This is a genomic window from Micromonospora sp. C28SCA-DRY-2, from assembly GCF_030519475.1.
GTDB lineage: Bacteria > Actinomycetota > Actinomycetes > Mycobacteriales > Micromonosporaceae > Micromonospora.
The window spans coordinates 843,416-868,025 of the sequence record NZ_JAUMKD010000003.1 but is presented as its reverse complement, the minus strand read 5'-3'; the positions used below and the strand labels follow the sequence as shown (position 1 = coordinate 868,025).

Here is a 24,610-nt window from a genome sequence, read left to right as displayed (position 1 = left end):
CGCACGGGTCGTCGATCTGGAGACGAACCTCCCGAGCCCGCGCCCGCCGATCCCACTACCAGCGCAAACAGGTCAAGTGACGGTGGAGTACTAGGCGCCTACTGTCGGAATGGGCCCCGGTTCGGCGATCGCGTGGATGAGGCGCTCCAGTTGCGTCGCGAGCTGGCGTTGCTCGGTGCCCGTGAGGGCCGACAGCAGCTCTCGCTCCCGGTCGAAGATCTGCCCCGCGACGTGGTCGATGAGGTCTCGGCCGGCGTCGGTCAGCCGCACCAACACCCGGCGGCCCGAGCCGGGCGTCCTCGTGACCCACTCCTGTCGCTCCGCTCTGGTCAGGCGCTGGGAGATCGCCGCCGGCGTCACGAGGGTCTGCTCGGCGAGCTCGCGGGTGGACAGGGTGTAGGGGTGGCCCGACCGACGGAGCGTGCCCAGCAGGTCCAGCAGGGCCGGGTCGATGTCCAGCGTGGCGAGCAGGCGGCGCCGCTCGTCGGCGAACACCTTGGCCAGCTGCCAGATGCGCGTCACGACCGCGATGGACGAGGGGTCGAGGTCGGGTCGTTCCCGTCGCCAGGCCGCCTCGATCCCGCCGGCCCTGTCGGTGCCTGTGTTCACCGGACCAGTGTACGTTAAGCTCTTAACAAGAACGTTTAGACCTTAACGGAGGGCGCCATGTTCGTGGTCACCGGCGGAGGAACCGGCATCGGTCGCGCAGTCGCGTCGGCGCTGCACGAGCGGGGAGACAGGGTGCTGGTCACCGGGCGGCGGGCGGGCCCGCTGGAGGCGCTCTCCCGGGAGACCGGCGGCGGGATCGAGTTCCTGGCGTGCGACAACTCCGACCCGGCCGACGCGCGCCGGCTCGCCGAGTCGGTCACGGAGCCGGTCGACGGGCTCGTCCTGTGCGCGGGCGGCAACCCGGCCATCGGCCGCCCTGAGCCCGAGAGCCTCGCCGACGTCGCCGCCCTGCTCGACGAGACCATGGCCAGCAACGTCCGCTCGGTCGCGCTGACCGTCGCGGCGCTGGAGTCCCGCCTGGCCGACGGGGCCTCCGTGGTGCTGTTCGGGTCGATCGCGGCCGAGCGTGGGGTCGGGTTCTACGGGCCCGCCAAGGCGGCCGTCGCCTCCTACGCCGTGGGCCTGGCCGCCCGCCTCGGCGCCCGGGGGATCACGGTCAACTGCCTGGCTCCGGGGTACGTCGCGGGCACCGAGTTCTTCCGTGGCGGCATGACCAGGGAACGGGAGGAGCAGCTTCGCGGGCAGACGATGACCGGTCGCGTCGGGGCGCTCTCCGACGCGGTCGCCTGCGTCCTGTTCCTCCTCTCGCCGCAGGCCCGCCACGTCACCGGCCAGACGATCCACCTCAACGGCGGCGCCGTCACCACCCGATGACGGACTTCCTGCGCTCGTGGGTGCCAAGCGTGATCGCGTCCGTGGGCACCGGAGCCCTGTTGTTCCTCAGCAGTTGGTGGCTGGCGACCCACGCCAACGGCCTCGTCCTCGGCTGGGTCCTCGGGGGCACGGGTGTCGTCGCGCTGGTCACCAACGCACTGGCGAGCGGGTGGGTCGACCGCACGCCCCGCCGACGTAGCCTGTCGATCCTGCTGGTGGTGCTCCTCGCCGCCGCTGCGGGCTACGTCGTCGCGCTGGCCGGCGGCGTGTCCCCGGCAGCGCTGGTCGGTGTGGTCCTTCTTCACCTGGCCGTGGCCGTCGCGGAGATCGTCTACCTCGCGGCGATCGAAACCACGACGGTCGATGTCGCCCCCGGCCACTGGCCACGTCGGAGGCTCTCCCTCCTCGGTCAGGTGCACGGTCAACTGGAGCGAATCGTCTCGCCCGTCTTCGCGGGAGGGCTGATCGGCCTCGGGCACGCCCGCTCGGTGGCACCCGCGGCGCTGCTCCTGCTCGCACTGGCGCTCGGCGCCACCCTCCTGACCAGTTCGGCCCTCGGCCTCCGACGCCGGACGGGCACTGCCCGGCCGGCACGGGCGACCGGACCGCAGATGTCGACCAGGCGGGTGTGGCGGTACGTCACCGCCCGCCCGGACCTGCGTTACCTGCTCGCCTTCGGAGCATGGAGCAACCTGGCCGTGTCGCCGGTGCTGGCGATGCTCCCGGCCTGGTACGGCGACCTGCTGGGCCCCGGACCGGCGACGGCCGTCTGGTCGAGCCGAGCCCTCGCCGCGTACGCCGTGGGGATGATCCTCGGCAGCGTCCTCATCGGCGCCCGCTCGGTCGAGCCCGACGGGCACCGAGCGCTGCTGCAGGCGACCCTCGCCCACCTGTCGATCTGTGCGGGGCTCGCCGTCGCCGCGGCACTGGCGTCGACGTGGGCCATCGTCGTCGCCCTGTTCTGCGTGGGTGGGCTGTTCTCGGTGCTCGTCGCGGCCGGCGGTCAGGTCTGGCTGCACGCCGCCCCGGCCGAGGCCCGTGCGCGCATCCTCAGCCTGAAGCGGCTCGTCGCCTTCTCCACCATCCCGCTCGGCACCGCGCTCATGGGCGCGGTGGGGAACCGGTTCGGCTACCAGCAGTCGACGGGTCTCTTCGCCGCGACCTCGGCGGCCCTCACGCTGACGAGCCTCGTCGGTTGGCGGATCCGGGCCAGCGCCCGCGTGCGGGCGTAGCCGCCGCCGGGCCCGCCGATCAGCCCGGTCAGGGCCCGTCAGCGCCGGTCCGTCCGGTCAGAGCGGGTCAGGACCATCACCATCATCACCGAATGGCTCTGACCGCGTTACGAAACACGCCTTAGCGGCGCGGTGCGGAGCCGGCCGGTGGCCGTTGCGCGGCTGACGAGGGTTCCGGTCAGGCCGGGGTGAGGAGGCAGAACTCGTTGCCCTCCGGGTCGGCGAGGACCCGCCACGGTACGTCCAGGTCGATGTCGGTGGCGCCGAGCGACAGCAGTCTGGCCGCCTCGGCCGCCAGGTCGTCACCCGGGTAGGGGCGGACGTCGAGATGCACCCGGTTCCACCCGGTCTTCACGTCAGGCGTGCGGACGAACCGCAGGTACGGGCCGACGCCCTTGGCGGAGCGCAGCACCGCGTTCTGGTCGGTCACCCGGTGCACGGTCCAGTCCGTGGCCTCACCCCAGAAGCGGGCCATGGCTCGCGGATCCGCGCAGTCGACCACCACCGACGCGATCGGTCCGGTGTCCCGGATCGGGTCGTGCCAGTCCAGCACGCAGAACTCGTTGCCCTCCGGGTCGGCCATGACCGTCCAGGGAACGTCCCCCTGGCCGATGTCGGCGGGCTTCGCGCCGAGTTCCGTCAGGCGGGCGACCAACTCGGCATGGTGGGCCGCCGAGGTGGTGGCGAGGTCGACGTGCACGCGGTTCTTGACCGTCTTGGGGTCGGGGTAGGCGACGAGGTCGATGCAGACGGCGGCCGGGTCGGGGTAGACGAAGCCCTCGGGTTCGAGGTTGGTCACCCCGGGTCCCTCGCTGGAGACTCCCCAGCCGAGCGCCTCCGCCCAGAAAGCGCCCAGCGCGGAGTCGTCCCGAGCCTTCATGTTGATCTGCACCAGCCGCGTCGCCATGCCGCCGATGCTAAGTGCTCCCCATCGCCTGCTCCCCACCCCCCGCCCTTGATCATGAAGTTGTCGCCGGTCGCGCCGGCGTGTTGCGACGACAACTTCATGATCGACCGCGCCGTCGGCGGCCCGGTCTGCGCTGGGGGTGGGCCGGGTGGGGGTCAGCGGGGGAGGGTGAGCAGGTGGGGGAGGATGCCGGAGGTGGTCAGGATGACCACGCCGATGGCGATGAAGATGGCCGGGACCAGCCAGTGGCCGGCGCGTTCGACCAGGCGGGTCACCCGGGGGTGGTTGCCGAGCCAGGCGCCGGCCGCGCACCACAGCGCGATCAGCAGCACGAAGACCAGCAGGAACACCGCGCTGTCGGCGGGGCCGAGGGCGCGGAACACCGGCACGTAGACAGCGACGTTGTCGGCGCCGTTGGCGATCGTCACCCCGGCCACGCCGAGGGCGGAGCCGACCACCGCGGGGGCCTCGTCGTCGTCCCGGTCGAGCAGGGCCCGTACGCCGAGCGCGATCGGGAGCAGCCCGAGCAGCCCGGTCCACGGATCGGGCACCACCAGCAGCCCGGCCGCGACCACCGCGCTGGCCACCGCGAGCGCGCCGATGCCGAGGTACTGCCCGGCGACGATCTGCCACGGCCGGGGCCGGCCGGTGGTGCGGGCGGCCACGAAGAACAGGGTCAGGATGACGATGTCGTCCACGTCGGTGGCGGCGAACACCACGGCCGCGCCGGCCGCGGTGCCGAAGAGGTCGATCACCCCGGCAGGGTACGGCCCGACCCGGCGCCCTCGGGTCCGGCGTCCCCGCCACGGCCGCCCGATCCGCCGATGTCGAATGGCCGGACGGCCCTCGTCGGCGTCACCCTATCGGGAAGGTGACATCGCATAGCGTGTCGATTGGCGAAGAGTTGATATCTGGCGCATGATCGTTCGAGGCGGTCTAATAGGTGGGACCGTATCCGAACCGCACAGTCTGGGACGTGAGGACACAGCATGGCAGCCACGGGCACAGCCACCAGCACTGAGAAGGGTCGCCGGATCGTCGGAGCCGAGCGTCAGACGCTCGCCAAGGACCTGGTAAAGCGGTACACCTCGGGGGAGAGCATCCGCGCGCTCGCGGCCTCGACCGGCCGTTCCTACGGGTTCATCCACCGGGTGCTCACCGAGTCCGGGGTGCAGCTGCGGCAGCGTGGCGGCGCCCGGCGCCGCAAGAAGGCGTGATCCGCCCAGCAGCGTCGTCCAGCGCCGCGCCCCGGGCCGCCCGGTGACCGCCGAGGCGACCGGGGTACGGCTGGACTGCGACGGGCCCGTCGCGACTGTCACGTTGTGCCGGCCCGACGTGCTCAACGCCCAGACCCCGGCGATGTGGCGGGCGATGAGCGACTTCGCCCGAGACCTGCCCGGCGACGTCCGCGTGGTGGTCGTCCGTGGCGAGGGACGGGCGTTCTCCGCCGGCCTCGACCTGTCGGTGGCCGGTGCCTCCGGGCCGGGCTCGTTCGCTGAGCTGGCCACCCTGCCCGAGCAGGAGTGCGCCGACCGCATCGCCGAGTTCCAGGGTGCCTTCACCTGGCTGCACCGCCCCGACGTGATCTCCGTGGCGGCCGTGCAGGGCCACGCCATCGGCGCCGGCTTCCAGCTCGCCCTCGCCTGTGACCTGCGGGTCCTCGCCGCCGATGCGAGGTTCTCGATGGCCGAGGTGACCCTCGGGCTGGTGCCCGACCTCGCCGGCACCAAGCGGCTCGTCGACCTGGTCGGCTACTCCCGCGCGCTGGAGATCTGCGCGACCGGCCGGCGGCTGGACGCCGCCGAGGCGGACCGGATCGGGCTGGCCACCCTCGTCGTGCCCAACGCGGAACTCGACGGCGCGGTGCGCGACCTCACCGCCGGGCTGCTGGCCAACAACCGGGACGCGGTGGTGGAGATCAAGGCGCTGCTGGCCGGCGCGGGCGGCCGGTCCCCGGCCGAGCAGCAGCGGGCCGAACGCGAGGCGCAGACCCGCCGGCTGCGTGATCTGGCCGGCCGAGGAGAATAGTAAGGACCGTTCGGGAAGATCCGGGTTACGGCCGAGGTTGTCAGAGTCGTCGGGAGAATTGACCTGACGGTGGTGGTCAGCCCGACGACCCGGAGGTGAGCGTGTCCAACCCGATGTCCGGCGGCGGCATGGGCGGCTGGAGCATGCTCCGGTCGATGCGCAGCCGGGACGAGATCTCCACCCACCGGCTCCAGCGCGGCGTGGCCCACCGGATCGTGGCCTTCGCCCGCCCCTACCGGCGGGACATCGTGGTCTTCCTGATCACCGTGGTGCTCGCCGCGGTGATCGGGGTCGCCACCCCGGTGCTCGCCGGTGACGTGATCGACGCGATCAGCCGGGGCGGCGCGGAGGCCGGCTCCCTGGTCGTCCGGCTCGCCCTGGTCATCGCCGGGCTCGCGGTCGCCGACGCGCTGCTCTCGCTGGCCCAACGCTGGTACTCGGCCCGGATCGGCGAGGGGATCATCCTCGACCTGCGCACCCGGGTCTACGACCACGTGCAGCGGATGCCGTTGCAGTTCTTCACCCGTACCCAGACCGGCGCCCTGGTCAGCCGGCTCAACAACGACGTGCTCGGCGCCCAGCGCGCATTCACCTCGACGCTCTCCGGCGTGGTCAGCAACGTCATCCAGCTGGTGCTCACCGCCGCGGTGATGTTCACCCTCTCCTGGCAGATCACCGCGCTGTCGCTGGTGCTGCTGCCGGTCTTCATCATCCCGGCGCGGCGGGTCGGCAAGCGGCTGGCCGAGATCACCCGCGAGTCGTACAACCTCGACGCCAAGATGAACGCGACGATGACCGAGCGGTTCAACGTCGCGGGCGCGCTGCTGGTCAAGCTCTTCGGCCGGCCCGACGTGGAGGCCCGCCGGTTCGCCGGCCGGGCCGAGCGGGTACGCGACATCGGCATCCAGTCGGCGATGTACTCGCGGACGTTCTTCGTGGCGATGCTGCTGGTGGCCTCGCTCGCCCAGGCGCTCACCTACGGCCTCGGCGGCTGGCTGGCGGTCACCGGGTCGGTCAGCGCCGGCACCGTGGTGACCCTCGCCCTGCTGCTCACCCGCCTCTACGGCCCGCTGACCGCGCTGTCCAACGTCCGGGTCGACGTGATGAGCGCGCTGGTCTCCTTCGACCGGGTCTTCGAGGTGCTCGACCTCGAGCCGGCGATCAAGGAGAAGCCCGACGCCGTCCCGGTGCCGCGTGGCAACGGCCGGGTGGAGTTCCGCGAGGTGCGGTTCCGCTACCCGAGCGCCGCCGAGATCTCGCTCGCCTCCCTGGAGGAGGTCGCCACGCTGGACCGTACGGTCAACGAGCCGGTGCTCAAGGGCGTCTCGTTCGCCGTCGAGCCGGGGCAGATGGTGGCGCTGGTCGGCCCGTCCGGCGCGGGCAAGTCGACGCTGTCCATGCTGATCAGCCGGATCTACGACGTCACCGACGGGCAGGTGCTGGTCGGCGGGGTCGACGTCCGCGACGCGACCCTCGACTCGCTGCGCGACGAGATCGGCGTGGTCACCCAGGATTCCCACCTGTTCCACGAGACGATCGCCGACAACCTCCGCTACGCCAAGCCGGACGCCACCGACGACGAGCTCTGGGCGGCGCTGGCCGGCGCCCAGGTCGCCGACCTGGTCCGGTCGCTGCCCGACGGCCTGCAGACCACCGTGGGTGAGCGGGGCTACCGCTTCTCCGGCGGCGAGAAGCAGCGCATCGCCATCGCCCGGCTGCTGCTCAAGGCGCCCTCGATCGTGATCCTCGACGAGGCGACCGCGCACCTGGACTCGGAGAGCGAGGCGGCGGTGCAGCGGGCGCTGTCGGTGGCGCTGACCGGGCGTACCGCGCTGGTCATCGCGCACCGGCTCTCCACCGTCCGCGACGCCGACCAGATCCTGGTCCTGGACGACGGGCGGATCGTGGAGCGCGGCCGGCACGACGAGCTGGTGGCCGTCGGCGGCCTGTACGCCGAGCTCTACCGCACCCAGTTCGCGGTGGCCGACTCGCCCACCCCGTACGCGGACGCGACCGGTCCGGAGCCGGTGACCCTGCCGATGCGCTCCTACGTGCCCGACGACGCGCTGCCACCCGCCGCGGCGAACTGACCGGTCAGCCGGTCGCGGCGGCCCGCAGCTCGGCGAAGGCGGCGCCCAGCGTCGCCGGGGTGAAGTGCGCGTTCAACCCGCTCGGGTTGGGCAGCACCCAGAGCCGGGCGCCGGCCAGCGGCTCCGGCTGCGGGCCGAAGCCGCCCTTCGGCCGGGTGAACCCGATCCGGTACGCGGTCACCCCGACCACGGCCACCCAGCGCGGCCGGTACCGCCCCACCTTGCCGGCGAGGATCTCCGCCCCCTCGACGAGTTCGGCGGCGGTCAGCTCGTCGGCCCGGGCGCTGGCCCGGGCGACCATGTTGGTGATGCCCAGCCCGTAGCCGGGCAGCTCGTCCTGCTCGCTCGGGTGCAGCTGCCGGGGCGTGAACCCGCCGCGGTGCAGGGCCGGCCAGAACCGGTTGCCGGGCCGGGCGAAGTGCCAGCCGGTGGCCGCCGACCACAGGCCGGGGTTGATGCCGACGAAGAGCACGTCGAGCCCGGGCGCGATGACGTCCGGCAGGGTCCGGTCCGCCGCGGCCGCCAACTCCTCCCGGGTGGGCCGCCGCTGCCCGGAACCGCCCGGCCGGGTCTCGCCGGTCGGCGTACCGGTCGCGGGTCGGGTCGCGGGGCCGGGGGTCGGTGGCGCGGCCGGCTCGGGGCGCGCCCGGTCACCGCGGCCCCGGCCGGGGCCGGTCGTCACAGGCCGCGCAGCGCGCCACCGTCGACCGGGACGGTGACCCCGGTCAGGTAGCTCGCCGCGGGGGAGAGCACGAACGCCGCGACCCGGCCGAACTCCGCCGGCTCGCCGATGCGGCGCAACGGGATCCCCGCCTCGGCCTCGGCGCGTGCCCGGTCGGCGTCGCCGGTCGCGGCGAACAGCTCCCGGTTCCGGTCGGTCATGATCCGCCCCGGCAGCAGGCCGACCACCCGCACGCCGCGGGGGCCGTACTCGTCGGCGATGTCCTTCGCCGCCCCGGCCAGGCCGGGGCGCAGCCCGTTGGAGATGCCCAGCCCGGGCAGCGGGCCACGGGCCGAGGTGGAGAGCACCAGGCCGATCGCGCCGCCGTCGAGCAGTTCGGCGGCCACCGTCCGCACCATCCGGACCGTGCCGAGGAAGACCGTCTCGAAGGATCGCCGCCACTGTTCGTCGCTGACCGAGGCGGCGCTGCCGCCCGGCGGGCCGCCGACCGAGACCAGCGCACCGTCCAGCCGGCCGAAGTGCTCCCGGGCCGTGGCCACCAGGCGTTCCGGCGCCGTCGGGTCGGTCAGGTCGACGGGCAGCCCGACGGCCCGCCGGGGCCCGCCGAGCCGCTCGGCGGCGGCGGCGACCCCGTCGGCGTCTCGGGCGGAGAGCACCACCCGGGCGCCGTCGGCGACGAGGCACTCAGCGGTGGCGTAACCGAGGCCCCGGGACGCGCCGGTGAGCACGTACACCCGATCGGTCAGTCCCAGATCCATGGCTCGATCCTGCCGCATCCGGCGGCCGCCGCCACCCCGCGGGTCGGCCCGCCGTGGCCGCCGCGGCGACCGGCCACCCTCGGGCGGTCAGCGGCGGGCCGGGCGCAGCAGGCGTACCCGACCGGCGAGCTGCACAGCGACGGCGCCGCCGGCGCGCCCGAGCGCCGGCATCCGGCGCGGCCGTGGTGGCCGGTGCCCGTCGTAGCGGTCGGTCGCCTCGCGCACCGCCAGTTCCTCGGCGCCGAGCGGCGGCAGGGCGCTCCGCTCCCGCAGCGCGCGGGCCAGGTCCCAGCCGTCGCGCAGCGACCCGGCGGTGGGCCGGCCGGCCGCCCAGCCGGCGAAGGTCGCCGGCCAGTCGGCGCCGAAGCCGGCGGCGAGCAGCGGCCAGTGCCGGGCCACGTCGCCGGCGCGCTTGCGCAGCAGCGCCGCCCGGGCCGCGGCCAGGGGCGCCGGGTCGAAGCCCGACGGTGTCGGGGCGCCGGCCACCAGCGCCGCCACCAGCTCCGCCTGCCGAGCCGCCAGATCCTTCGCCGGCCGGGTGGCCGGGGCGTCGTCGGGACGGGCCGCGAAGTCGTCTGCCGGCCGCGCGGTCGGGCCGTCGTCCGCCGGGGCATGGGTCACGTCGGCGGTCGGCCGCACGGGGCGGTCGTCGCTCGGGCCGGGCGCCGGCCGGGTGGCTGGGTCGGCGGGGAGCGGGTCGGCGCTCACGTGACCACCGGGAATCCCGAGGCCGCGGCGAGGGCGTCCAGTTCGGCGCGGAGCGTCGCGGCGGGCGGGTAGTGCCCGTCGCGCTCCAGCAGCAGGGCCGGCGGCCGGTGTCGCGCGCAGAGTTCGCCGAGCAGGTCGAGCACCTCGGCCGGCACCGGGTCGGTGTGCGTGTCGTGGTAGAAGCCGCCGTGCTCGGCGCCGCCGGCCACGTGCGCGTACGCGACCCGGTCCAGGGGCAGCCGGTCCAGCAGCGCGAGCGGGTCGGTGCCGCGGTTGCGCGCGTTGGCGTACACGTTGGCGACGTCGAGCAGCAGCAGGGCGCCGGTGCGCTCCAGGATCTCGGTCAGGAACGCGGCCTCGTCCAGTTCGTCGTCCGGCCAGTCGAACAGCGCCGCGATCGGTTCCAGCGCGAGCGGCACCGGCAGCTGGGCCTGGGCGCGGTCGACGTTGGCGCAGACCGCGTCGACCGCCTCCCGGGTACGCGGCAGCGGCAGCAGGTGACCGGCCTCCAGCCCGCCGGCCCGGACGAACGCGATGTGCTCGCTGACCAGCGGGGCGTCCACCAGCCGCGCCACCGCGGCCAGTTGGGCGACCCGGGCCGGGTCGACCGGCTCCGCCCCGCCCAGGGAGAGCCGCACCCCGTGCGGTACGACAGTGACGCCCCGCTCGCGCAGCGCCGCCAGGCCGACCGGCAGCGGACCGGCCGCCGGCACGGACTCCGCCACCACCTCCACGAAGCGCAGGCCGGGCAGCTCGGCGACGAAGCCGGCGATCTCGGGGCGCCAGCCGATGCCCACCCCGGTCGGGCCGGTCATCCGCCGCACCCCCCGCCTCCGCAGCCGCCGCCCCCGCAGGAGCTGCCGCCGCCGCAACCGGAGCTGCTGCCGCCACCGCAGCCGCCGGTGCCGCCGCTGTTGCCCAGCGCCTGCCGCTGGATCTCGGCCTGCTCGGCGAAGCCCGGATCCATCGCCCAGAGCGCGGCGGTGCCGAACAGCGCGACGCCCATCGCGGCGCCGGCCGCGCCGTAGGTGGCGTACGCGGGGGAGGAGGCCGGGGCGAGGTGGACGTGCCGCTGGCGCAGGGTGCGCAGCGCGGCCCGGCCGGCCCGGGTCCGGTACGGCGCCCGGACCAGGATCAGGAAGGCCACGAAGATCCCCGCCAGGCTGAGCAGCAGGTAGCCGACCGGCTTGTCGCCGGAGAGCCCGGCGAAGAGCCGGAACACCCCGACGGCCAGCAGGATCAGCAGACCCATCGCCCCGCGCCGGGCGGATTCCCGGCCGGCCGGCGAGAGGGCGAGCCCGCGCTGTTCGAGGTCGCCGCCGAGCTGGGTGAGGGCCGAGGCCACCCACTGGTCCCGGCGCAGGTCCGCGACCCTGGTCCGGCGGCCGGCCGCGTTGTGGACGGCCTGGGCCAGCGGCGTGGCACCCGCGGGCATCGGCCCGGTGGTGACCAGGCGGCGGTCCCGGCCGACGCCGACGGAACCGGTGCCGCGCAGGGCGCCCAGCGTGGCGTGCACGGCCAGCGCCGCGCCGCCGTTGAGGTAGGCGGCCTGCTCCGGGCTGAGCTGGTCGTAGCCGGGTTGCCGGGAGCCGGCGAGCACCCGGGCCCGGTGGATCGCGCCGAGGACCGCCACCAGGACGGCCGCGGCGAGGTAGAAGCGCAGGAAGGTCGGACCGGGGATGCCCCAGGTGTCGCCCGGTGCGGCAAGGACGGACATCGGCTGCTCCTGTCGCCGGAGGGATCGGCGGCCCCATTGTGGAGCAGGACCGCCACGCCGCACCGCCCGGTGCCACCCCGCCCGGCGTGGCGCGATTCCGGCCCGCGCCGGCTGCGGCGGGGTACGCCCCTGCGCTGAAAGGCCGGGCGTCAGCGCCGGCGGACCGCCTCCTCGACCAGGTCCAGCACCCGGCCGAGGTCGCCGGCCGGCCGGCCCATGGCCAGGTGCAGCACCAGCCCGTCGTAGGCGAGTTCCAGGAACTGGGCCAGCACGTCGATCGGGACGTCCTCGCGCAGCACGCCGGCCTCCCGCTGGCGGGCCAGCCGCTCCCGGGTCGCCTCGGCGATGGCGGCCGACCGCTCCGCCCACCGCTTGGCGAACGCCGGGTCGGTGCGCAGCCGCCGGGACACCTCCAGTTGGCTGCCGAGCCAGCCGGTGGTGTCCGGGGAGACCGCCCCGGCCAGCAGGTCGCGCATCACCTGGACCAGACCGTTGCGGGCCACCGTCTCGACCATCACCGCGGCGTCGTCCTCGGCGACGGCGAGGAAGAGCGAGTCCTTGTCGCGGAAGTGGTGGAAGATCGCGCCCCGGGACAGCCGGGTGGCCTCCTCCAGCCGGCGCACGGTGGCGCCCTCGTAGCCGTGCCGGGCGAAACACGCCCGCGCGGCGGCAAGGATCTCCTGCCGGCGCGCGTCGAGCTGGTCCTGACTTACTCTGGGCACGGGTCGATCGTGTCAGGTCACCCCGCGTACTGCAAACCGTACGTACGGCTTGGATCCGGCGGTTGGTCGATCACCGCGCCGCCGCGGCCCGGCTACGATCGCGCCGTGACGCCACCCCCCGCTCCCACCGCCCTGCCCGCCGCGCCGCTGACCGTGGCGGCCGTCCAGGCCGGACCCGTCCCCGGCGACGTGGCCGGCAACGCGGCCACCGCCGGCCGGCTGGCCCGTCGGGCGGCCGACCAGGGTGCCCGGGTGGCGGTGCTGCCGGAACTCTTCCTGCCCGCGTACCACCCGCCGGTGCTGGCGGCCGACCCGGCCGGCACGGACGTCGCGGCCGATCCGGCGGCGGGCGTCGACGACCCGCGGCTGGACCCCTTGCGGGCTGCCGCCCGCGACGGCGGCACGGTGGTGGTGGTCGGCGCGGCGGTCCGGCACCCGGACGGCCGGCGGACCATCTCCTCGCTCGTCGTGGATCGCACCGGCGGTGTCCGGGTCGGGTACGACAAGCAGCAGCTCTGGGGCGGCGAGCGGGAGCTGTTCGTGCCCGGCCGGCGCGGCGCCACCCTGCTGGTCGACGACTGGCGGTTCGGGCTCGGCATCTGCTACGACGGCTGCTTCCCGGAGCACGGCCGGGCCGCCGCGGCCGACGGGGCGCACGCCTACCTCTGCCCGAGCGGCTACCTGGCCGGCTCGGAACACCGCCGCGACCTCTACTACCCGGCCCGGGCGCTGGACAACACCATGTACGTGGTCTTCGCCAACTCCGTAGGCGGCGAACCGCCGTGGCGGTTCAACGGCGGCGCGGCGGTCTACGACCCGGAGGGCCGCCCGCTGGCACGCGGCGCGGACACCGGCGAGGACGTGCTGGTCGCGACGCTCGACCCGACCGCCCTGGCGGCCACCCGGACGGCCCACTCCATGCTGGTCGACCGCCTCGCGGACCAGGGAGCGGCCCGTGCGGTGCTCACCGCCTGACCGGAGTCGGCGCCCCGCCGGGCCCTGTCGGCCGTGCACCGGTGTCCCGTAGGGTGCCCGAGTGCCGCTGCTCCTGCTGGACCTGGACAACACCCTGCTCGACCGGGCCGGCCCGTTCCGCGCCTGGGGTGAACGGTTCCTGGACGGCATCGGCGCGCCGCCGGCCGACATCGACTGGCTGATCTCCATCGACGCCGACGGGCTCACCGACAAGTGGGACGTGGCCGACGCCATCCGGGACCGGTACGGGCTGCGCATCCCCTCCATCGACCTGGTGGAGGAGCTGTACGAGGGAGTGGTGGCCAACGTCCGGCTGGACCCGCTGGTGGCCTGCGCGCTGCGGATCGCCGACGACGCCGGGTGGGTGCCGGTGGTGGTCAGCAACGGCACGGTCCGCCAGCAGGAGGCGATGATCCGGCGGACCGGGCTGGACCGGTTCGTGGCCGACTGGGTGATCTCCGAGGAGGCCGGGGTCAGCAAGCCCAACCCGAGGATCTTCGCGCTGGCCGCCCAGCGGGTCCGGATGCCGCTGCGCGGCGCATGGGTGGTCGGCGACAGCCCGGAGACGGACATCGGCGGCGCCACCGCCGTCGGCCTGCCCAGCGTCTGGCTGCACCGCGGGCGCACCTGGACCGACCCACGGTTCGCGCCGACCCGGACGGCGGACGGCCTGATCGCCGCCGTCGCCACCGTGCTCGCCGGCTGAGCCCGCGGCGCGGCCGGCGAGGCCGCCGCGACGGTAATTCGGTTGACCAGGCGCGACCCGGGTCGCGAGCATGGTCGGCGCATCGTGCACCCGGGCGCGCGCCCGGTCGAGGAGAGGGGGTCGGTCATGGCCGTCTTCGCAGGTCGCTTCCACCTGCCTCCATCAGCCTCGAGCAAGGGATCACCACCGCAGTGCGCGATCACGACCTTCCGGCGCGCGAGCGCCGTACCCGCGGCAAGCGCCGCTTCGACGACGACGAACCGACCTTCCTGAAGCGCGGGCGGGCCCCCGAGCCCGTCCTCGCCGACCCGGACGCCGAGCCGGACCCGGAGACCGGGGAGAGCTGGTCCTCCTGGGACGACGCCGTGCACGGCCCGCAACCCCACCCGGACTGGCTGGTCACCGAACTGGCCGCCAAGGACACCGAACTCGGTGTGCTGAAGACCGGCAAGGAGGCGGACGTCCACCTGGTCCGCCGGGCGGTGCCCGGCACCGACCGGTCCTGCCTGTTGGCGGTCAAGCGCTACCGGGACGCCGAGCACCGGATGTTCCACCGCGACGCCGGCTACCTGGAGGGGCGCCGGGTCCGCCGGTCCCGGGAGATGCGGGCGATGACCGGCCGGACCGCGTTCGGCCGGCAGATGATCGCCGGGCAGTGGGCGGCGGCCGAGTTCGCCGCGCTGGCCCGGCTCTGGGAGATCGGCGCCGCGCACGGCCGGATCGCCGTGCCGTACCCCGTGCAGTTGCGGGGCACCGAGCTGATGCTGGAGTTCCTGGGCGAGCCCGAGGAGGGGAGGGCCGCGCCCCGGCTGGCCCAGTTGCGGCCCGATCCGGCGCAGTTGCGCGACCTGTGGGAGCAGTTGGTCGACGCGCTGGTCGTGCTGGCCCGCGCCGGCTACGCGCACGGCGACCTGTCGCCGTACAACCTGCTGGTGCACCGGGGGCGGCTGGTGCTGATCGACCTGCCCCAGGTGGTCGACGTGGTGGCCAACCCGCAGGGCCCGGACTTCCTGGCCCGCGACGTCCGGGTGGTCAGCACCTGGTTCGCGGCGCGCGGCCGGGGTCTCACTGGAGGTAGCGCTCGACCTCCGGCTTGGGCCGTACGCCCTGGGCGTCCGGGTCGCCATGGGTCTGCCGGGCCGCCCGCCGGCGGCGCAGCAGGTCCCAGCACTGGTCGAGGGACTCCTCCAGCTCGCGCAGCCGCTCGCGGGCCGCGTCGTCGGTGCCCGTCTCGTTGGCCTGCGCGTCCGCGCGCAGCCGGTGCTCCTCGTCGACCAGCTCGGAGATCCGGTTCAGGATGGTCTTGTCGTCCATGCCCATGAGCCTGGCACAGGGGGCCGGGACACGCGCGGATTCATCCCCGGCCGATCGCGCGCGGTCCCGGCCCGGCCGGCCGCTGCGGTAGGTTGCCGGGTCATGACCGTCACCGTCCGCCCCGCCGGCACCGACGACGCGGAGCCGGTCGCCGCGCTGCTGCGCGCGGCCAGCCCGCTGATCGCCACCCCGGAACTGGTCCGCTGGCAGCTCACCGGCGCGCCGGCCGCGGAACGCTTCGGGCTGCTGGTCGCCGAGGCCGGTGGCGAGGCGGCCGGGGTGGCCCGTACCGGGCTGCTGCACGAGAGCGGGGAGCCCGACTGGGGCTTCGTCAACCTGGTCGTGCACCCCGGGTGGCGGGGTCGCGGCGTGGGCTCCGCGCTGCTCGCCGCCGCCGAGGCGCGGCTCGCCGGGCTGGGCGTGCGGCGGGCGTACGCCCGGGTGGTCGACGAGGCGGCGGCGCTGGCCTTCGCCGAGCGGCACGGCTACCAGCGCGGCCGGCGTTCGTTGCTGCTCGGCCTGGACCTGGCCGCCGCGGTGCTGCCCGAGCCCCCGCCGCTGGCGTTGCCGGTGCGGCTCGCCACGGCCGCCGACCTCGGCGACCCGCGCCCGCTCTACGAGGCGGACCTGGACGCCGCCCGGGACGAGCCCGGCGACGTCGGCATGGTGGAGGTCGGTTACGCCGACTGGCGCTCGGCGTACTGGGAGCGGCCGGACCTGGACCGGGGGCTGACCACGGTGGCGGTGGTGGACGGTGCGGTGGTCGCCTTCAGCGTGGCGCTGACCGACGGCCGGGACCGCTACCAGTCGGGGATGACCGGCACCCGCCGCGACTGGCGCGGCCGGGGGCTGGCCCGGGCGGTCAAGGACGCGTCGTTGCGGGCGGCCCGGGCCGCCGGCTACCGGACCGCCCTCACCGTCAACGACGCCGGCAACGACGCGATGCTGACCCTCAACCGGTGGCACGGCTACCGGCCGATCGCTGCCGAGTACCGCTACCTGCGGGATCTGCGCCCCTGAGCGTTCCCACGTCAATCCCTTCTGGAGTGCGGCAATGCCGACCGCGAAAATTTCTCTTGGTACGACTAGAGAAACTTGACGCGGCAATGGCATGCTCGGCGAAACGCTTACTGCACACAGTCGTGCCGCGACGCACGGTTGCCGAAGGGGGCACAGAGCACCGTGGGAGTGCCACACACCGCGCCGGTCCATACCAGACGAGCGGACGCGGTCCCACTGCGCCAGGTGGTGCCGAGCCTGCTCCGTGACCCGGCGCAGGCGCTGGTCGAGTTCGGGGAACGGTCCCGGGGCGAGGTGGTCAAGCTCAACCTCGGCTCGTTCCGTCCCTACCTGGTCACCCGGCCGGAGCACCTGCAGCAGGTGCTCCGGGAGAAGGCCGCCAACTACGTCCGGGCCGGCGACGGGCTCCAGTGGCGGCCGCTGAAGCGGTTGTTCGGCGAGGGCATCCTCAGCGACGGCGAGTACTGGTCGAACAGCCGGCACATCCTCCAGCCGCTGTTCACCGCGCGGCGGATCGACAACCTGGTCGACCGGCTGGCCGAGGCGATCGAGGACGCGGTCGACGAGCTGGACGCCCCGGCCCGGGCCGGCCAGCCGGTCGACATGGGCACCGAGCAGGCCCGGATCGTCTGCTCGGCGATCATGCGGGTCTTCTTCGCCGACAAGATCTCCGTGCCGGACGCCATGAAGATCATGGAGGCGCAGGACGCGATCGCCTGGTCGGTGATGCCGCGCATCATGGTGCCGTGGGCCCCGCTGGCCATGCCGATGCCCGGTGACCGCGCGTTCCGCCGGGCCGTCCGGCTCATCGACGACACGCTGATGCCGATCGTCCGGGCCTCCCGGGCGACCGCCGACTCCGACGGCGACGACATCATCTCCACCCTCTGGCGCGGCCGCGCCGAGGACGGCAGCCGCCTCGACGAGCGCCAGGTCCGCAACGACACGGTGGCCATGGTGGCCACCACCACCGAGACCACGATCAGCGTGCTGACCTGGCTCTGGCCGCACATCGAGCAGGACCCGGTGATCGCCGAGCGGCTCTACGAGGAGATCGACCGGGTGGTCGGCGACGCCCCGGTACGCCGCGAGCACCTGCGCGAGCTGCGCTACACCCGGCAGGTCCTCGACGAGCTGCTCCGGCTCTACCCGATCGGCTGGCTCTTCCCGCGCCGGGCGGTCGAGGCCGACGTCCTCGGCGGGGTGCGGATCGAGGCCGGCGCCACCCTCGTGGTGAGCCCGCTGATCACCCACCGGATGTCGATGTTCTGGGACCGGCCGGAGGTCTTCGACCCCGACCGGTTCGCCCCGGAGCGGGCCCGTAGCCGGCACCGGTACGCGCACTTCCCGTTCGGCGGCGGCCCGCACCAGTGCCTCGGCATGCACCTGTTCTACCTCGAGGCAACGCTCATCGTGGCGACCCTGCTGAGCCGCTACCGGTTCCGCCTCCAGCGCCCGGCGGTGCCCGGCATCAAGGTGGCCGCCGCGCTGCGGCCCCTGGAGCGGGTCGAGCTGACCCTGCGCCCGGTGCGGAGCGCCGCGGCATGAGCGCCCGACCCGCGTCGCCGCCGTCCGACGGCGGCGACCAGATCGCGCTGGCCGCCGAACAGGGCCGGATCTGCGCCCTCGCCGCCAAGGGGCAACGCGACCTGGCCGAACGCGCCGCCGCGTACCCGGAACTCTTCCCGCCCCGGCCGTTCGACCCGGCGTTGTTCGGCAACGTCGCGATGGCCATCGCCTTCGGCGCCCCGTGGTGCGACCTTGACCAGCTGCGGATCACGAACCGGGCGGTGCTCTGGGGCTTCGCCGTCGACTGGCAGGTCGACTACGTCGCCAAGGGCCGGGACGAGATCGACCGGCTGGCCGCGAACTGCCTGGCGGTGGCCGACGGCGCCGCCCCGGCCGGCGACGACCCGCTCGGCCGGTTCCTGGCCGAGCTGCGCGACGAGCTGGCCGCCGTGCCGGCGTACCGGACCCACGCGCCGGTGTGGCGGGCCGAGCTGCGCAAGGTGCTCGACGCCATGGCGCGGGAGTGGGACTGGAAGCAGGCGGCCGGCGCCGCTGGCCTGCCCACCCTCGACGAGTACCTGGACAACGCCGACAACCTGGCCTGCACGGTGGTCAACGTCGTGCACTGGATCCACTCCGACGACCCGGTGACGCTCGCCCACCTGGACGCGCTGGTGGTGGCCAGCGCCGAGGTGCAGCGGATCCTGCGCCTGGTCAACGACCTCGGCACCTACGAGCGGGACCTGCGCTGGGGCGACCTCAACGCGCTGTTGCTGGTGGACGACCCGGCCGTGGTGCGGCGGCGGATCGACGAGCTGGTCGCCCGCGCCCGCGAGCTGCTGGCCCCGCTGCGGGACAGCTGCCCGGTGCAGGCCGACTACCTGGCCCGGCAGATCGGCTTCAGCAGCGGCTTCTACCGTTCCACCGACTTCTGGGGCACGCTGTGACCGCCTCGGAGCTCGGCACCAGGGCGGGGTCCGAGGTCGCCGCGGCGGCCCGGGAACTGCTCGCCGCGCTGGCCCTGGAGCCGGCCGGCCGGGTGACCGCGTCGGTGTACGAGACCGGCCGGCTGGTCGCCGACGCGCCCTGGCTCACCGGCCACGACCGGCGGTTGGCGTACCTGCTGGGCAACCAGCGCCGCGACGGCGGGTGGGGTGCGCCCGGCGGCTACGCCCTGGTGCCCACGGCCAGCGCGGTGGAGGCGCTGCTCGCCACGTTGCGCGCCGGCGGCGGCAGCGGGCCGGGTGAGCCGTCCTGGACCGATCTGGCCGGCGCGGCCCGGCGCGGGCTGGACGCGCTCCGCGGGTGGCTCGCCGACGGGCTGCCGCTGCCGGACACCCCGGCCGCCGACCTGATCGTGCCGGCGCTGGTCGAGCGGATCGACGCCCACCTGGAGTGGTTCGACGAGCGCCCCGGCACCGGCCCGGACGGCTGGGCCGGCCGGCGCCTGCCGGCGGTGGACCGGCGGCGGCTGGACGGCCTCGGCGCGCTGCTGGCCAGTGGCCGGCCGGTGCCGCAGAAACTCCAGCACGCCTTCGAGGTGCTCGGCCCGGCCGCCCGGGGGCGGCCCGACGTCGCGCCGGTCGCCGGCGCGGTGGGTGCCTCGCCGGCCGCCACCGCCGCGTGGGTCGGCGGCACCCCGGACGCGGCGGACCCGGCCGTGCGGGCCTACCTGACCGAGGCGGTCCGCCCGCACGGCGGCCCGGTGCCCTGCTGCACCCCGATCACGGTCTTCGAGCGGGCCTGGGCGCTGAGCAACCTGGCCCGGGCCGGGGTGCCGGTACGGCCGGCGCCGAAGCTGGTCGCGGAGCTGGCCGGCGCGCTCGGCCCGCAGGGCACCCCGACCGGGCCGGGCCTGCCGGCCGATGCCGACACCACCTCGGTCACCCTGTACGCGCTGGCCCGGCTCGGCCACCCGGTGGACCCGGCCAGCCTGCTGAACTACGACGTGGGCAGCCACTTCTGCACCTGGCGCGGCGAGGACGGGCGGTCGGTGACCACCAACGCGCACGTGCTGGAGGCGCTGGGCTGGCACGCCCGGCACACCACGACCGGCGCCGCCCGCTACGGCGAGCGGGTCACCGCGCTCGCCGGCTGGCTGCGCGAGCAGCAGCAGCCGGACGGGCGGTGGGCCGACCGCTGGCACGCCTCGCCGTACTACGCCACCTCGTGCGCGGTGCTGGCGTTGACCGGGTACGCGCCGGCCGAGCTGGCCGGGGCGGCGGTGGACCGGGCGGTGGACTGGGTGGTGGCCACCCAGCGGCCGGACGGGTCGTGGGGGCGCTGGAGCGGCACCGTGGAGGAGACCGCGTACGCGCTGCACGTGCTGCTCGGCGCCGACCGGCCGGCGCGGCCGGGGGTGCCGGAGGCGGCCCGCCGGGGCCTGCACCAGCTGGCCACGATGGACGGCCGGCGCGACGATCCGCCACTGTGGCACGACAAGGACCTCTACGCTCCCGTGCTGATCGTCCGGTCGGCCGTGCTCGCCGCCCGGCAGCTCGCGCTGACCAGATCGGACCTGCTCGGGGCGGGTGGGGCGGGGCGGCGCGCGGCCGCCCCGGACGATTCCATGATCAGGAGCGCTTGAGTGACGAAGCGGACGCTGCTAGCGTGCGCCGGGGTCGATGCGTGCGCGCACGTGCGCCACTGACTGACGGATCACACAGGCCACGCCAGGGACGGTGTAATGGGTTCCCGCAGTTCGAATCTGCGTACCAAGGTTGTCGCCCTGCTCGCCTCGCTGGTCGCGCTCTGGAGCTTCACCGCCTGGGTGACCATCCGGGACGGCGTGAACCTGCTCGGCGTGCAGGCGTTGGACAGCAAGGTCTTCAACCCCACCGAGCCGCTGCTGCTGCAGCTGCAGCTGGAACGCCGGACGTCGCTGACCTTCCTCGGGCGCCCCGACGACGGTCAGCGCGCGGCCCTGGCCGAGGTGCGGCAGCGCACCGACCAGCTGGCCGCCGAGTTCACCGAGTCCATCGACAGCTGGCAGGTCGCCGCGCTCGGCAGCGACACGCTGGACCAGCGGCTCGACGAACTGGTCGGCGGGCTCGACGAGCTGTCGGCCACCCGTACCGCTGTCGACGACAAGAGCATCGACCGGGCCGAGGCCGGTGGCGCGTTCACCGAGCTGATCGAGTCGATCTACCGCGTCTACGACGCGCTCGGCAACCTCGACGACGAGCAGGCCGCCGAGGACACCGCCGCGCTGATCGGCCTGAACCGGGCCCGGGAACTGCTGTCCCAGGAGGACGCCCTGCTCGCCGGCGTGCTGGCCGCCGGGCGGATCACCCCGGCGGAGCGGGCGGAGTTCACCCGGATCGTCGGTGCCCGGCAGTTCACCGCCGCCCAGTCGATCGTCCGGCTGCCCGCCGCCGACCAGCGCCGCTACGACCAGATGTCCACCGGCGAGACCTTCCGCCGGCTGGCCGACCTGGAGAACCAGGTCATGCAGAGCGACGCCGGCACCCGGCCGCCGGTCGAGGCGGCGGAGTGGAACGACACCACCGGCCCGGCGCTGACCGAGATCGGCGACGTGGTGCTCGCCGGCGGTGACGACATCGTCGACCGGGCCACCCCGATCGCGATCGGCGTCATCGTCCGGCTGGTGCTCGCCGCCGGCCTCGGCCTGCTCGCCGTCGTCGCCTCGATCATCGTGTCGATCACCACGGCCCGGGCCCTGGTGCGCCAGCTGGAGCGGTTGCGCGAGGCGGCCTTCCGGCTGGCCAACGAGCGGCTGCCCAGCGTGGTCGAGCGGCTCGGCCACGGCGAGGAGGTCGACGTGGCCAAGGAGGCGCCGCCGCTGGAGTTCGGCGACGACGAGATCGGCCAGGTGGGCAAGGCCTTCAACGCGGTGCAGGAGACGGCGATCCGGACCGCTGTCGAGCAGGCCGAGCTGCGCCGCAACGTCCGCGAGGTGTTCCTCAGCCTGGCCCGGCGCACCCAGGCGCTGGTGCACCGCCAGCTCACCCTGCTCGACGCGATGGAGCGGCGGGAGCAGGACGCCGAGGAGCTGGAGGACCTGTTCCGGGTCGACCACCTGGCCACCCGGATGCGGCGCAACGCGGAGAACCTGATCGTGCTCTCCGGCTCCACGCCCGGCCGCGCCTGGCGGCGCAACGTGCCGATGGTCGACGTGGTCCGCGGCGCGGTCGCCGAGGTCGAGGACTACACCCGGGTCAACGTGCTGCCGCTCGGGCCGGTGTCGCTGACCGGCCGCGCGGTCGGTGACGTCATCCACCTGCTCGCCGAGCTGATCGAGAACGGCCTGTCCTTCTCGCCGCCGCACACCACCGTGGAGGTGCGCGGCCAGATGGTGGCCAACGGCTTCGCCATCGAGATCGAGGACCGTGGCCTGGGCATGAGCGAGGAGGACCTGGCCGCCGCGAACCACCGGATCGTGGACCAGTCCGAGCTCAACCTGGCCAACGCCGCCCGGCTCGGCCTGTACGTGGTGAGCCGGCTGACCGAGCGGCACGGCATCCGGGTGCAGCTGAAGGAGTCCGCGTACGGCGGCACGACCGCTGTCGTGCTGATCCCGGCCGACCTGGTCACCGCCGACGACGCCGACCCGAGCACCTCCGGCGGTTTCCCGGTGGGTGCCCCGGCGGCGGCGCCCGCCGTCACCGCCGGTCCGGCCGCGCCGGCCGGCGAACAGCCGCCCGCCCCGCTGGTGGCGCCGGTGGCGCTGGCCGAGCCGCCGGTCGTCGCCGAGCCGGCGGAACCGGCCCCGGTGGCCACGGTGGGCGGCGACGGCGGTGCCGACGACGGCGGTGCGGGCGAGGGTGACGGAGGTGCGGACGGCGGGCTGCCCACCCGGACCCGGGGCCGGAGCCTGCCGGCCGGCGAGGACCCGCTGCCCACCCGCGCCCGGCGCTGGTCGGAGCAGGCGGCGCTGGACGGGCCGACCTTCCCGACCGGCCTGCCGATGGCGGCCGCCCGGTCCGACCTGGACGCCGCGCCGACCGGTTCCCCGGCCGGTCCGCCGCCCGCCGGCGAGGTCGCGCCGGCGACCGACGGTGGCCCGGAGGCCGCCGTCCCCCAGCCGCGACCGGCCCGGACCGACTCCGGGCTGCCGGTCCGGGTCCGGCAGGCCAACATCGTGCCCGAGCTGCGCGACGAGCCGGCCGCCCCGGACGACGACGAGGACGTGGTCCGCCCACCCGAGCAGGTACGCCGGATGATGAGCTCCTACCAGACCGGCACCCGGCGCGGGCGTACGGACGCGGCGCGACTGCTCGGCGGGCCCGGCGCCAGGCCGGACTCCGGGCCCGACCCCGACGAGCAACAAGCGACCTGACCGGTGCGGGCGGTGCGGGTACCCCGCTCGCGACGTGACGGTCAGCCCCACACGAGCACGGCGACAACAGCCGGGGGAGAAGAGGACGACGAGTGGCGCAGAAGACGGCTTCGAGTGCCGACCTGACGTGGTTGCTGGATGATCTGGTCGGCCGGGTTAAGCAGGCCGAGCATGCGGTCGCGCTCTCGACGGACGGCCTGCTGATGGCCTCCTCGCAGGGGCTCAGCCGCGACGACGGAGAGCACCTCGCGGCGATGGCGGCCGGGATCCAGAGCCTGGCCCGGGGCGCCGGCAAGCGCTTCGGCGGCGGGCAGGTGCAGCAGACCATCATTGAGATGCAGTCCTCGTTCCTGTTCGTCACAGCCGCCGGGCGCAACGCCTGCCTCGCGGTGCTGGCCAGCGAGGACGCCGACGTCGGCCTGATCGCGTACGAGATGGCGATGCTGGTCACCCGGGTCGGCAAGTTCGTCGCCTCGCCGACACGCAACGCCGAGCAGTCGGCCGGCGAGAAGTAGCCGCGATGACCGTGCAGGGAGAGTCCGCGGAACATCAGTGGGTGGACGACCATGCGGGTCCGGTGGTGCGTCCGTACGCGGTGACGCGTGGCCGGGCCCGCCCGGTCACCGGCACGTTCGACCTGATCTCCCTGGTGACGGCGACCCGGGCCGACGTGACGCCGGAGGTCGGCCTGGGCCCGGAGCACCTGGCGATCGTCGGGCTCTGCCAGCGGATGCAGTCCGTCGCCGAGATCGCCGCCCACCTGGATCTGCCGGTGGGCACCATCCGCGTCCTGCTCGGCGATCTGGTGGCCCGCAACCTGGTGCAGGTCCGCGAGCCGCGGAACACGGCCGGCCTTCCCGACAACAGCGTTTTCGAGGCGGTAATCAATGGACTACGGGCACTCTGAGCGGCCGGCGGGAGCGACCCCACTGCCCACCGCGATCAAGATCCTGGTCGCGGGCGGCTTCGGCGTGGGCAAGACCACCATGGTCGGTGCGGTCAGCGAGACGCGCCCGTTGCGCACCGAGGAGGTGCTGACCGAGAGCGGCGTCGGCATCGACGACCTCTCCGGCGTGGAGAGCAAGACCACCACCACGGTGGCGATGGACTTCGGCCGGATCACCATCAGCGACGACCTGGTGCTCTACCTGTTCGGCACCCCCGGCCAGGACCGGTTCTGGTTCGTCTGGGACGAGCTGGCGCTCGGCGCGATCGGCGCGGTCGTGTTGGCGGACACCCGCCGGCTGGCCGACTGCTTCCCCTCCATCGACTACTTCGAGGGGCGGGGCACCCCGTTCGTGGTGGCGGTGAACTGCTTCGAGGGCGCCCGGCAGTACCGGCTGGACGAGGTGCAGGCGGCCCTCAACCTGGACCCGGGGGTGCCGGTGCTGCTCTGCGACGCCCGGCAGCGGGAGTCCAGCAAGGAGGTGCTCATCACGCTGATGGAGCACGCCATGAAGGTCCGGGACGCCCGCCGCCGCGCCGAGTGACCCGGCCCGGTCCGGCCGCCGGTCGCCCGGCGCCGGCAACCTGAGGCGTACGCCGAAGGGCCCCTTCCCG

General features: G+C 74.6%; 25 protein-coding genes and 1 pseudogene. 16 read left to right on the top strand and 10 right to left on the bottom strand.

The window, feature by feature from the left end; all coding sequences use genetic code 11:
- Window positions 1-90: 90 nt before the first annotated feature.
- Window positions 91-609 carry a MarR family winged helix-turn-helix transcriptional regulator gene (locus tag Q3W71_RS17545; RefSeq protein WP_302920405.1) on the bottom strand — a complete coding sequence of 173 codons (519 nt, stop codon included), beginning with the start codon at window positions 607-609 and terminating at the stop codon, window positions 91-93.
- Between the two features lie 57 nt (window positions 610-666).
- Between Q3W71_RS17545 and Q3W71_RS17540 the strand changes: the two genes are divergently transcribed.
- Together Q3W71_RS17540 and Q3W71_RS17535 are read left to right on the top strand one after the other, a co-directional pair.
- On the top strand, window positions 667-1,383 hold the full coding sequence (locus Q3W71_RS17540) for an SDR family NAD(P)-dependent oxidoreductase (RefSeq protein ID WP_302920404.1): 717 nt from the start codon (window positions 667-669) through the stop codon (window positions 1,381-1,383).
- 29 nt (window positions 1,384-1,412) lie between these two features.
- Entirely contained in the window at window positions 1,413-2,615 is a 1,203-nt protein-coding gene (locus Q3W71_RS17535; RefSeq protein ID WP_302920403.1) for an MFS transporter, read from the top strand.
- A gap of 178 nt (window positions 2,616-2,793) precedes the next feature.
- On the opposite strand, the gene Q3W71_RS17530 is transcribed toward Q3W71_RS17535, so the two are convergent.
- Window positions 2,794-3,522 carry a VOC family protein gene (locus Q3W71_RS17530; RefSeq protein WP_302920402.1) on the bottom strand — a complete coding sequence of 243 codons (729 nt, stop codon included), beginning with the start codon at window positions 3,520-3,522 and terminating at the stop codon, window positions 2,794-2,796.
- Between the two features lie 155 nt (window positions 3,523-3,677).
- Window positions 3,678-4,277 carry a cadmium resistance transporter gene (locus Q3W71_RS17525; protein ID WP_302920401.1) on the bottom strand — a complete coding sequence of 200 codons (600 nt, stop codon included), beginning with the start codon at window positions 4,275-4,277 and terminating at the stop codon, window positions 3,678-3,680.
- A gap of 234 nt (window positions 4,278-4,511) precedes the next feature.
- On the opposite strand from Q3W71_RS17525, the gene Q3W71_RS17520 reads away from it, so the two are divergent.
- From Q3W71_RS17520 to Q3W71_RS17510, 3 genes are all read left to right on the top strand, one after another.
- Window positions 4,512-4,739, top strand: a complete 228-nt coding sequence (locus Q3W71_RS17520; protein ID WP_007462679.1) for a helix-turn-helix domain-containing protein — start codon at window positions 4,512-4,514, stop codon at window positions 4,737-4,739.
- A gap of 43 nt (window positions 4,740-4,782) precedes the next feature.
- Complete coding sequence (locus tag Q3W71_RS17515) at window positions 4,783-5,550, top strand: enoyl-CoA hydratase/isomerase family protein (RefSeq protein WP_302920400.1); 768 nt, start codon at window positions 4,783-4,785, stop codon at window positions 5,548-5,550.
- A 113-nt stretch (window positions 5,551-5,663) separates the two neighbouring features.
- A complete protein-coding gene (locus Q3W71_RS17510; RefSeq protein WP_302920442.1) occupies window positions 5,664-7,640 on the top strand; it encodes an ABC transporter ATP-binding protein in 1,977 nt (658 codons plus the stop codon).
- A gap of 4 nt (window positions 7,641-7,644) precedes the next feature.
- Here the strand turns inward: Q3W71_RS17510 and mug are convergent, their stop codons facing one another.
- The 6 genes from mug to Q3W71_RS17480 all read right to left on the bottom strand — a co-directional run bounded on the left by mug (window position 7,645) and on the right by Q3W71_RS17480 (window position 12,227).
- The gene (gene mug, locus Q3W71_RS17505; protein WP_302920441.1) at window positions 7,645-8,166 is read right to left on the bottom strand and encodes a G/U mismatch-specific DNA glycosylase; all 522 of its coding nucleotides are present in this window, start codon (window positions 8,164-8,166) and stop codon (window positions 7,645-7,647) included.
- Between the two features lie 152 nt (window positions 8,167-8,318).
- A complete protein-coding gene (locus Q3W71_RS17500; RefSeq protein ID WP_302920399.1) occupies window positions 8,319-9,080 on the bottom strand; it encodes an SDR family oxidoreductase in 762 nt (253 codons plus the stop codon).
- Between the two features lie 87 nt (window positions 9,081-9,167).
- Window positions 9,168-9,602, bottom strand: coding sequence for a hypothetical protein (locus Q3W71_RS17495; RefSeq protein ID WP_302920440.1), 435 nt, complete (start codon window positions 9,600-9,602; stop codon window positions 9,168-9,170).
- A 182-nt stretch (window positions 9,603-9,784) separates the two neighbouring features.
- Entirely contained in the window at window positions 9,785-10,603 is an 819-nt protein-coding gene (locus tag Q3W71_RS17490) for a DUF692 domain-containing protein (RefSeq protein WP_302920398.1), read from the bottom strand.
- Window positions 10,600-11,505 carry a TIGR04222 domain-containing membrane protein gene (locus Q3W71_RS17485; protein WP_302920397.1) on the bottom strand — a complete coding sequence of 302 codons (906 nt, stop codon included), beginning with the start codon at window positions 11,503-11,505 and terminating at the stop codon, window positions 10,600-10,602. Before Q3W71_RS17485 ends, Q3W71_RS17490 begins: the two co-directional genes overlap by 4 nt.
- Before the next feature lie 149 nt (window positions 11,506-11,654).
- Window positions 11,655-12,227, bottom strand: coding sequence for a TetR/AcrR family transcriptional regulator (locus tag Q3W71_RS17480; protein ID WP_302920396.1), 573 nt, complete (start codon window positions 12,225-12,227; stop codon window positions 11,655-11,657).
- Between the two features lie 105 nt (window positions 12,228-12,332).
- Between Q3W71_RS17480 and Q3W71_RS17475 the strand changes: the two genes are divergently transcribed.
- The 3 genes and pseudogenes from Q3W71_RS17475 to Q3W71_RS17465 all read left to right on the top strand — a co-directional run.
- Window positions 12,333-13,202, top strand: a complete 870-nt coding sequence (locus Q3W71_RS17475) for a carbon-nitrogen hydrolase family protein (protein ID WP_302920395.1) — start codon at window positions 12,333-12,335, stop codon at window positions 13,200-13,202.
- Window positions 13,203-13,263: 61 nt separating this feature from the next.
- Window positions 13,264-13,908 (top strand): HAD family hydrolase, encoded by a 645-nt coding sequence (locus Q3W71_RS17470; RefSeq protein ID WP_302920394.1) that lies wholly within the window; start codon window positions 13,264-13,266, stop codon window positions 13,906-13,908.
- A gap of 191 nt (window positions 13,909-14,099) precedes the next feature.
- Window positions 14,100-14,975 (top strand): annotated as a pseudogene (locus Q3W71_RS17465) (serine protein kinase RIO); the annotation flags it as partial.
- On the opposite strand, the gene Q3W71_RS17460 reads toward Q3W71_RS17465, so the two are convergent.
- Window positions 14,974-15,228: a DUF2630 family protein gene (locus Q3W71_RS17460; RefSeq protein WP_172899298.1), complete on the bottom strand. Its 255-nt coding sequence runs from the start codon at window positions 15,226-15,228 to the stop codon at window positions 14,974-14,976. The pseudogene Q3W71_RS17465 and the gene Q3W71_RS17460 sit on opposite strands and share 2 nt — an antisense overlap.
- A 96-nt stretch (window positions 15,229-15,324) precedes the next feature.
- Here Q3W71_RS17460 and Q3W71_RS17455 point away from each other — a divergent pair, with 96 nt between their 5' ends.
- From Q3W71_RS17455 to Q3W71_RS17420, 8 genes are all read left to right on the top strand, one after another.
- Entirely contained in the window at window positions 15,325-16,242 is a 918-nt protein-coding gene (locus tag Q3W71_RS17455) for a GNAT family N-acetyltransferase (RefSeq protein ID WP_302920393.1), read from the top strand.
- A gap of 225 nt (window positions 16,243-16,467) precedes the next feature.
- Window positions 16,468-17,790, top strand: a complete 1,323-nt coding sequence (locus tag Q3W71_RS17450) for a cytochrome P450 (RefSeq protein WP_302920391.1) — start codon at window positions 16,468-16,470, stop codon at window positions 17,788-17,790.
- A complete protein-coding gene (locus tag Q3W71_RS17445) occupies window positions 17,787-18,698 on the top strand; it encodes a terpene synthase family protein (RefSeq protein WP_302920390.1) in 912 nt (303 codons plus the stop codon). The genes Q3W71_RS17450 and Q3W71_RS17445 overlap by 4 nt, the downstream gene beginning before the upstream one ends.
- The gene (locus tag Q3W71_RS17440; RefSeq protein ID WP_302920389.1) at window positions 18,695-20,338 is read left to right on the top strand and encodes a prenyltransferase/squalene oxidase repeat-containing protein; all 1,644 of its coding nucleotides are present in this window, start codon (window positions 18,695-18,697) and stop codon (window positions 20,336-20,338) included. Before Q3W71_RS17445 ends, Q3W71_RS17440 begins: the two co-directional genes overlap by 4 nt.
- Window positions 20,339-20,437: 99 nt before the next feature.
- Entirely contained in the window at window positions 20,438-23,050 is a 2,613-nt protein-coding gene (locus Q3W71_RS17435; RefSeq protein WP_302920388.1) for a nitrate- and nitrite sensing domain-containing protein, read from the top strand.
- Between the two features lie 92 nt (window positions 23,051-23,142).
- Window positions 23,143-23,565, top strand: a complete 423-nt coding sequence (locus tag Q3W71_RS17430) for a roadblock/LC7 domain-containing protein (RefSeq protein ID WP_088992930.1) — start codon at window positions 23,143-23,145, stop codon at window positions 23,563-23,565.
- A gap of 5 nt (window positions 23,566-23,570) precedes the next feature.
- Window positions 23,571-23,957 (top strand): DUF742 domain-containing protein, encoded by a 387-nt coding sequence (locus Q3W71_RS17425; protein WP_088992931.1) that lies wholly within the window; start codon window positions 23,571-23,573, stop codon window positions 23,955-23,957.
- The gene (locus tag Q3W71_RS17420; protein ID WP_302920387.1) at window positions 23,938-24,540 is read left to right on the top strand and encodes an ATP/GTP-binding protein; all 603 of its coding nucleotides are present in this window, start codon (window positions 23,938-23,940) and stop codon (window positions 24,538-24,540) included. The genes Q3W71_RS17425 and Q3W71_RS17420 overlap by 20 nt, the downstream gene beginning before the upstream one ends.
- Window positions 24,541-24,610 lie beyond the last annotated feature (70 nt).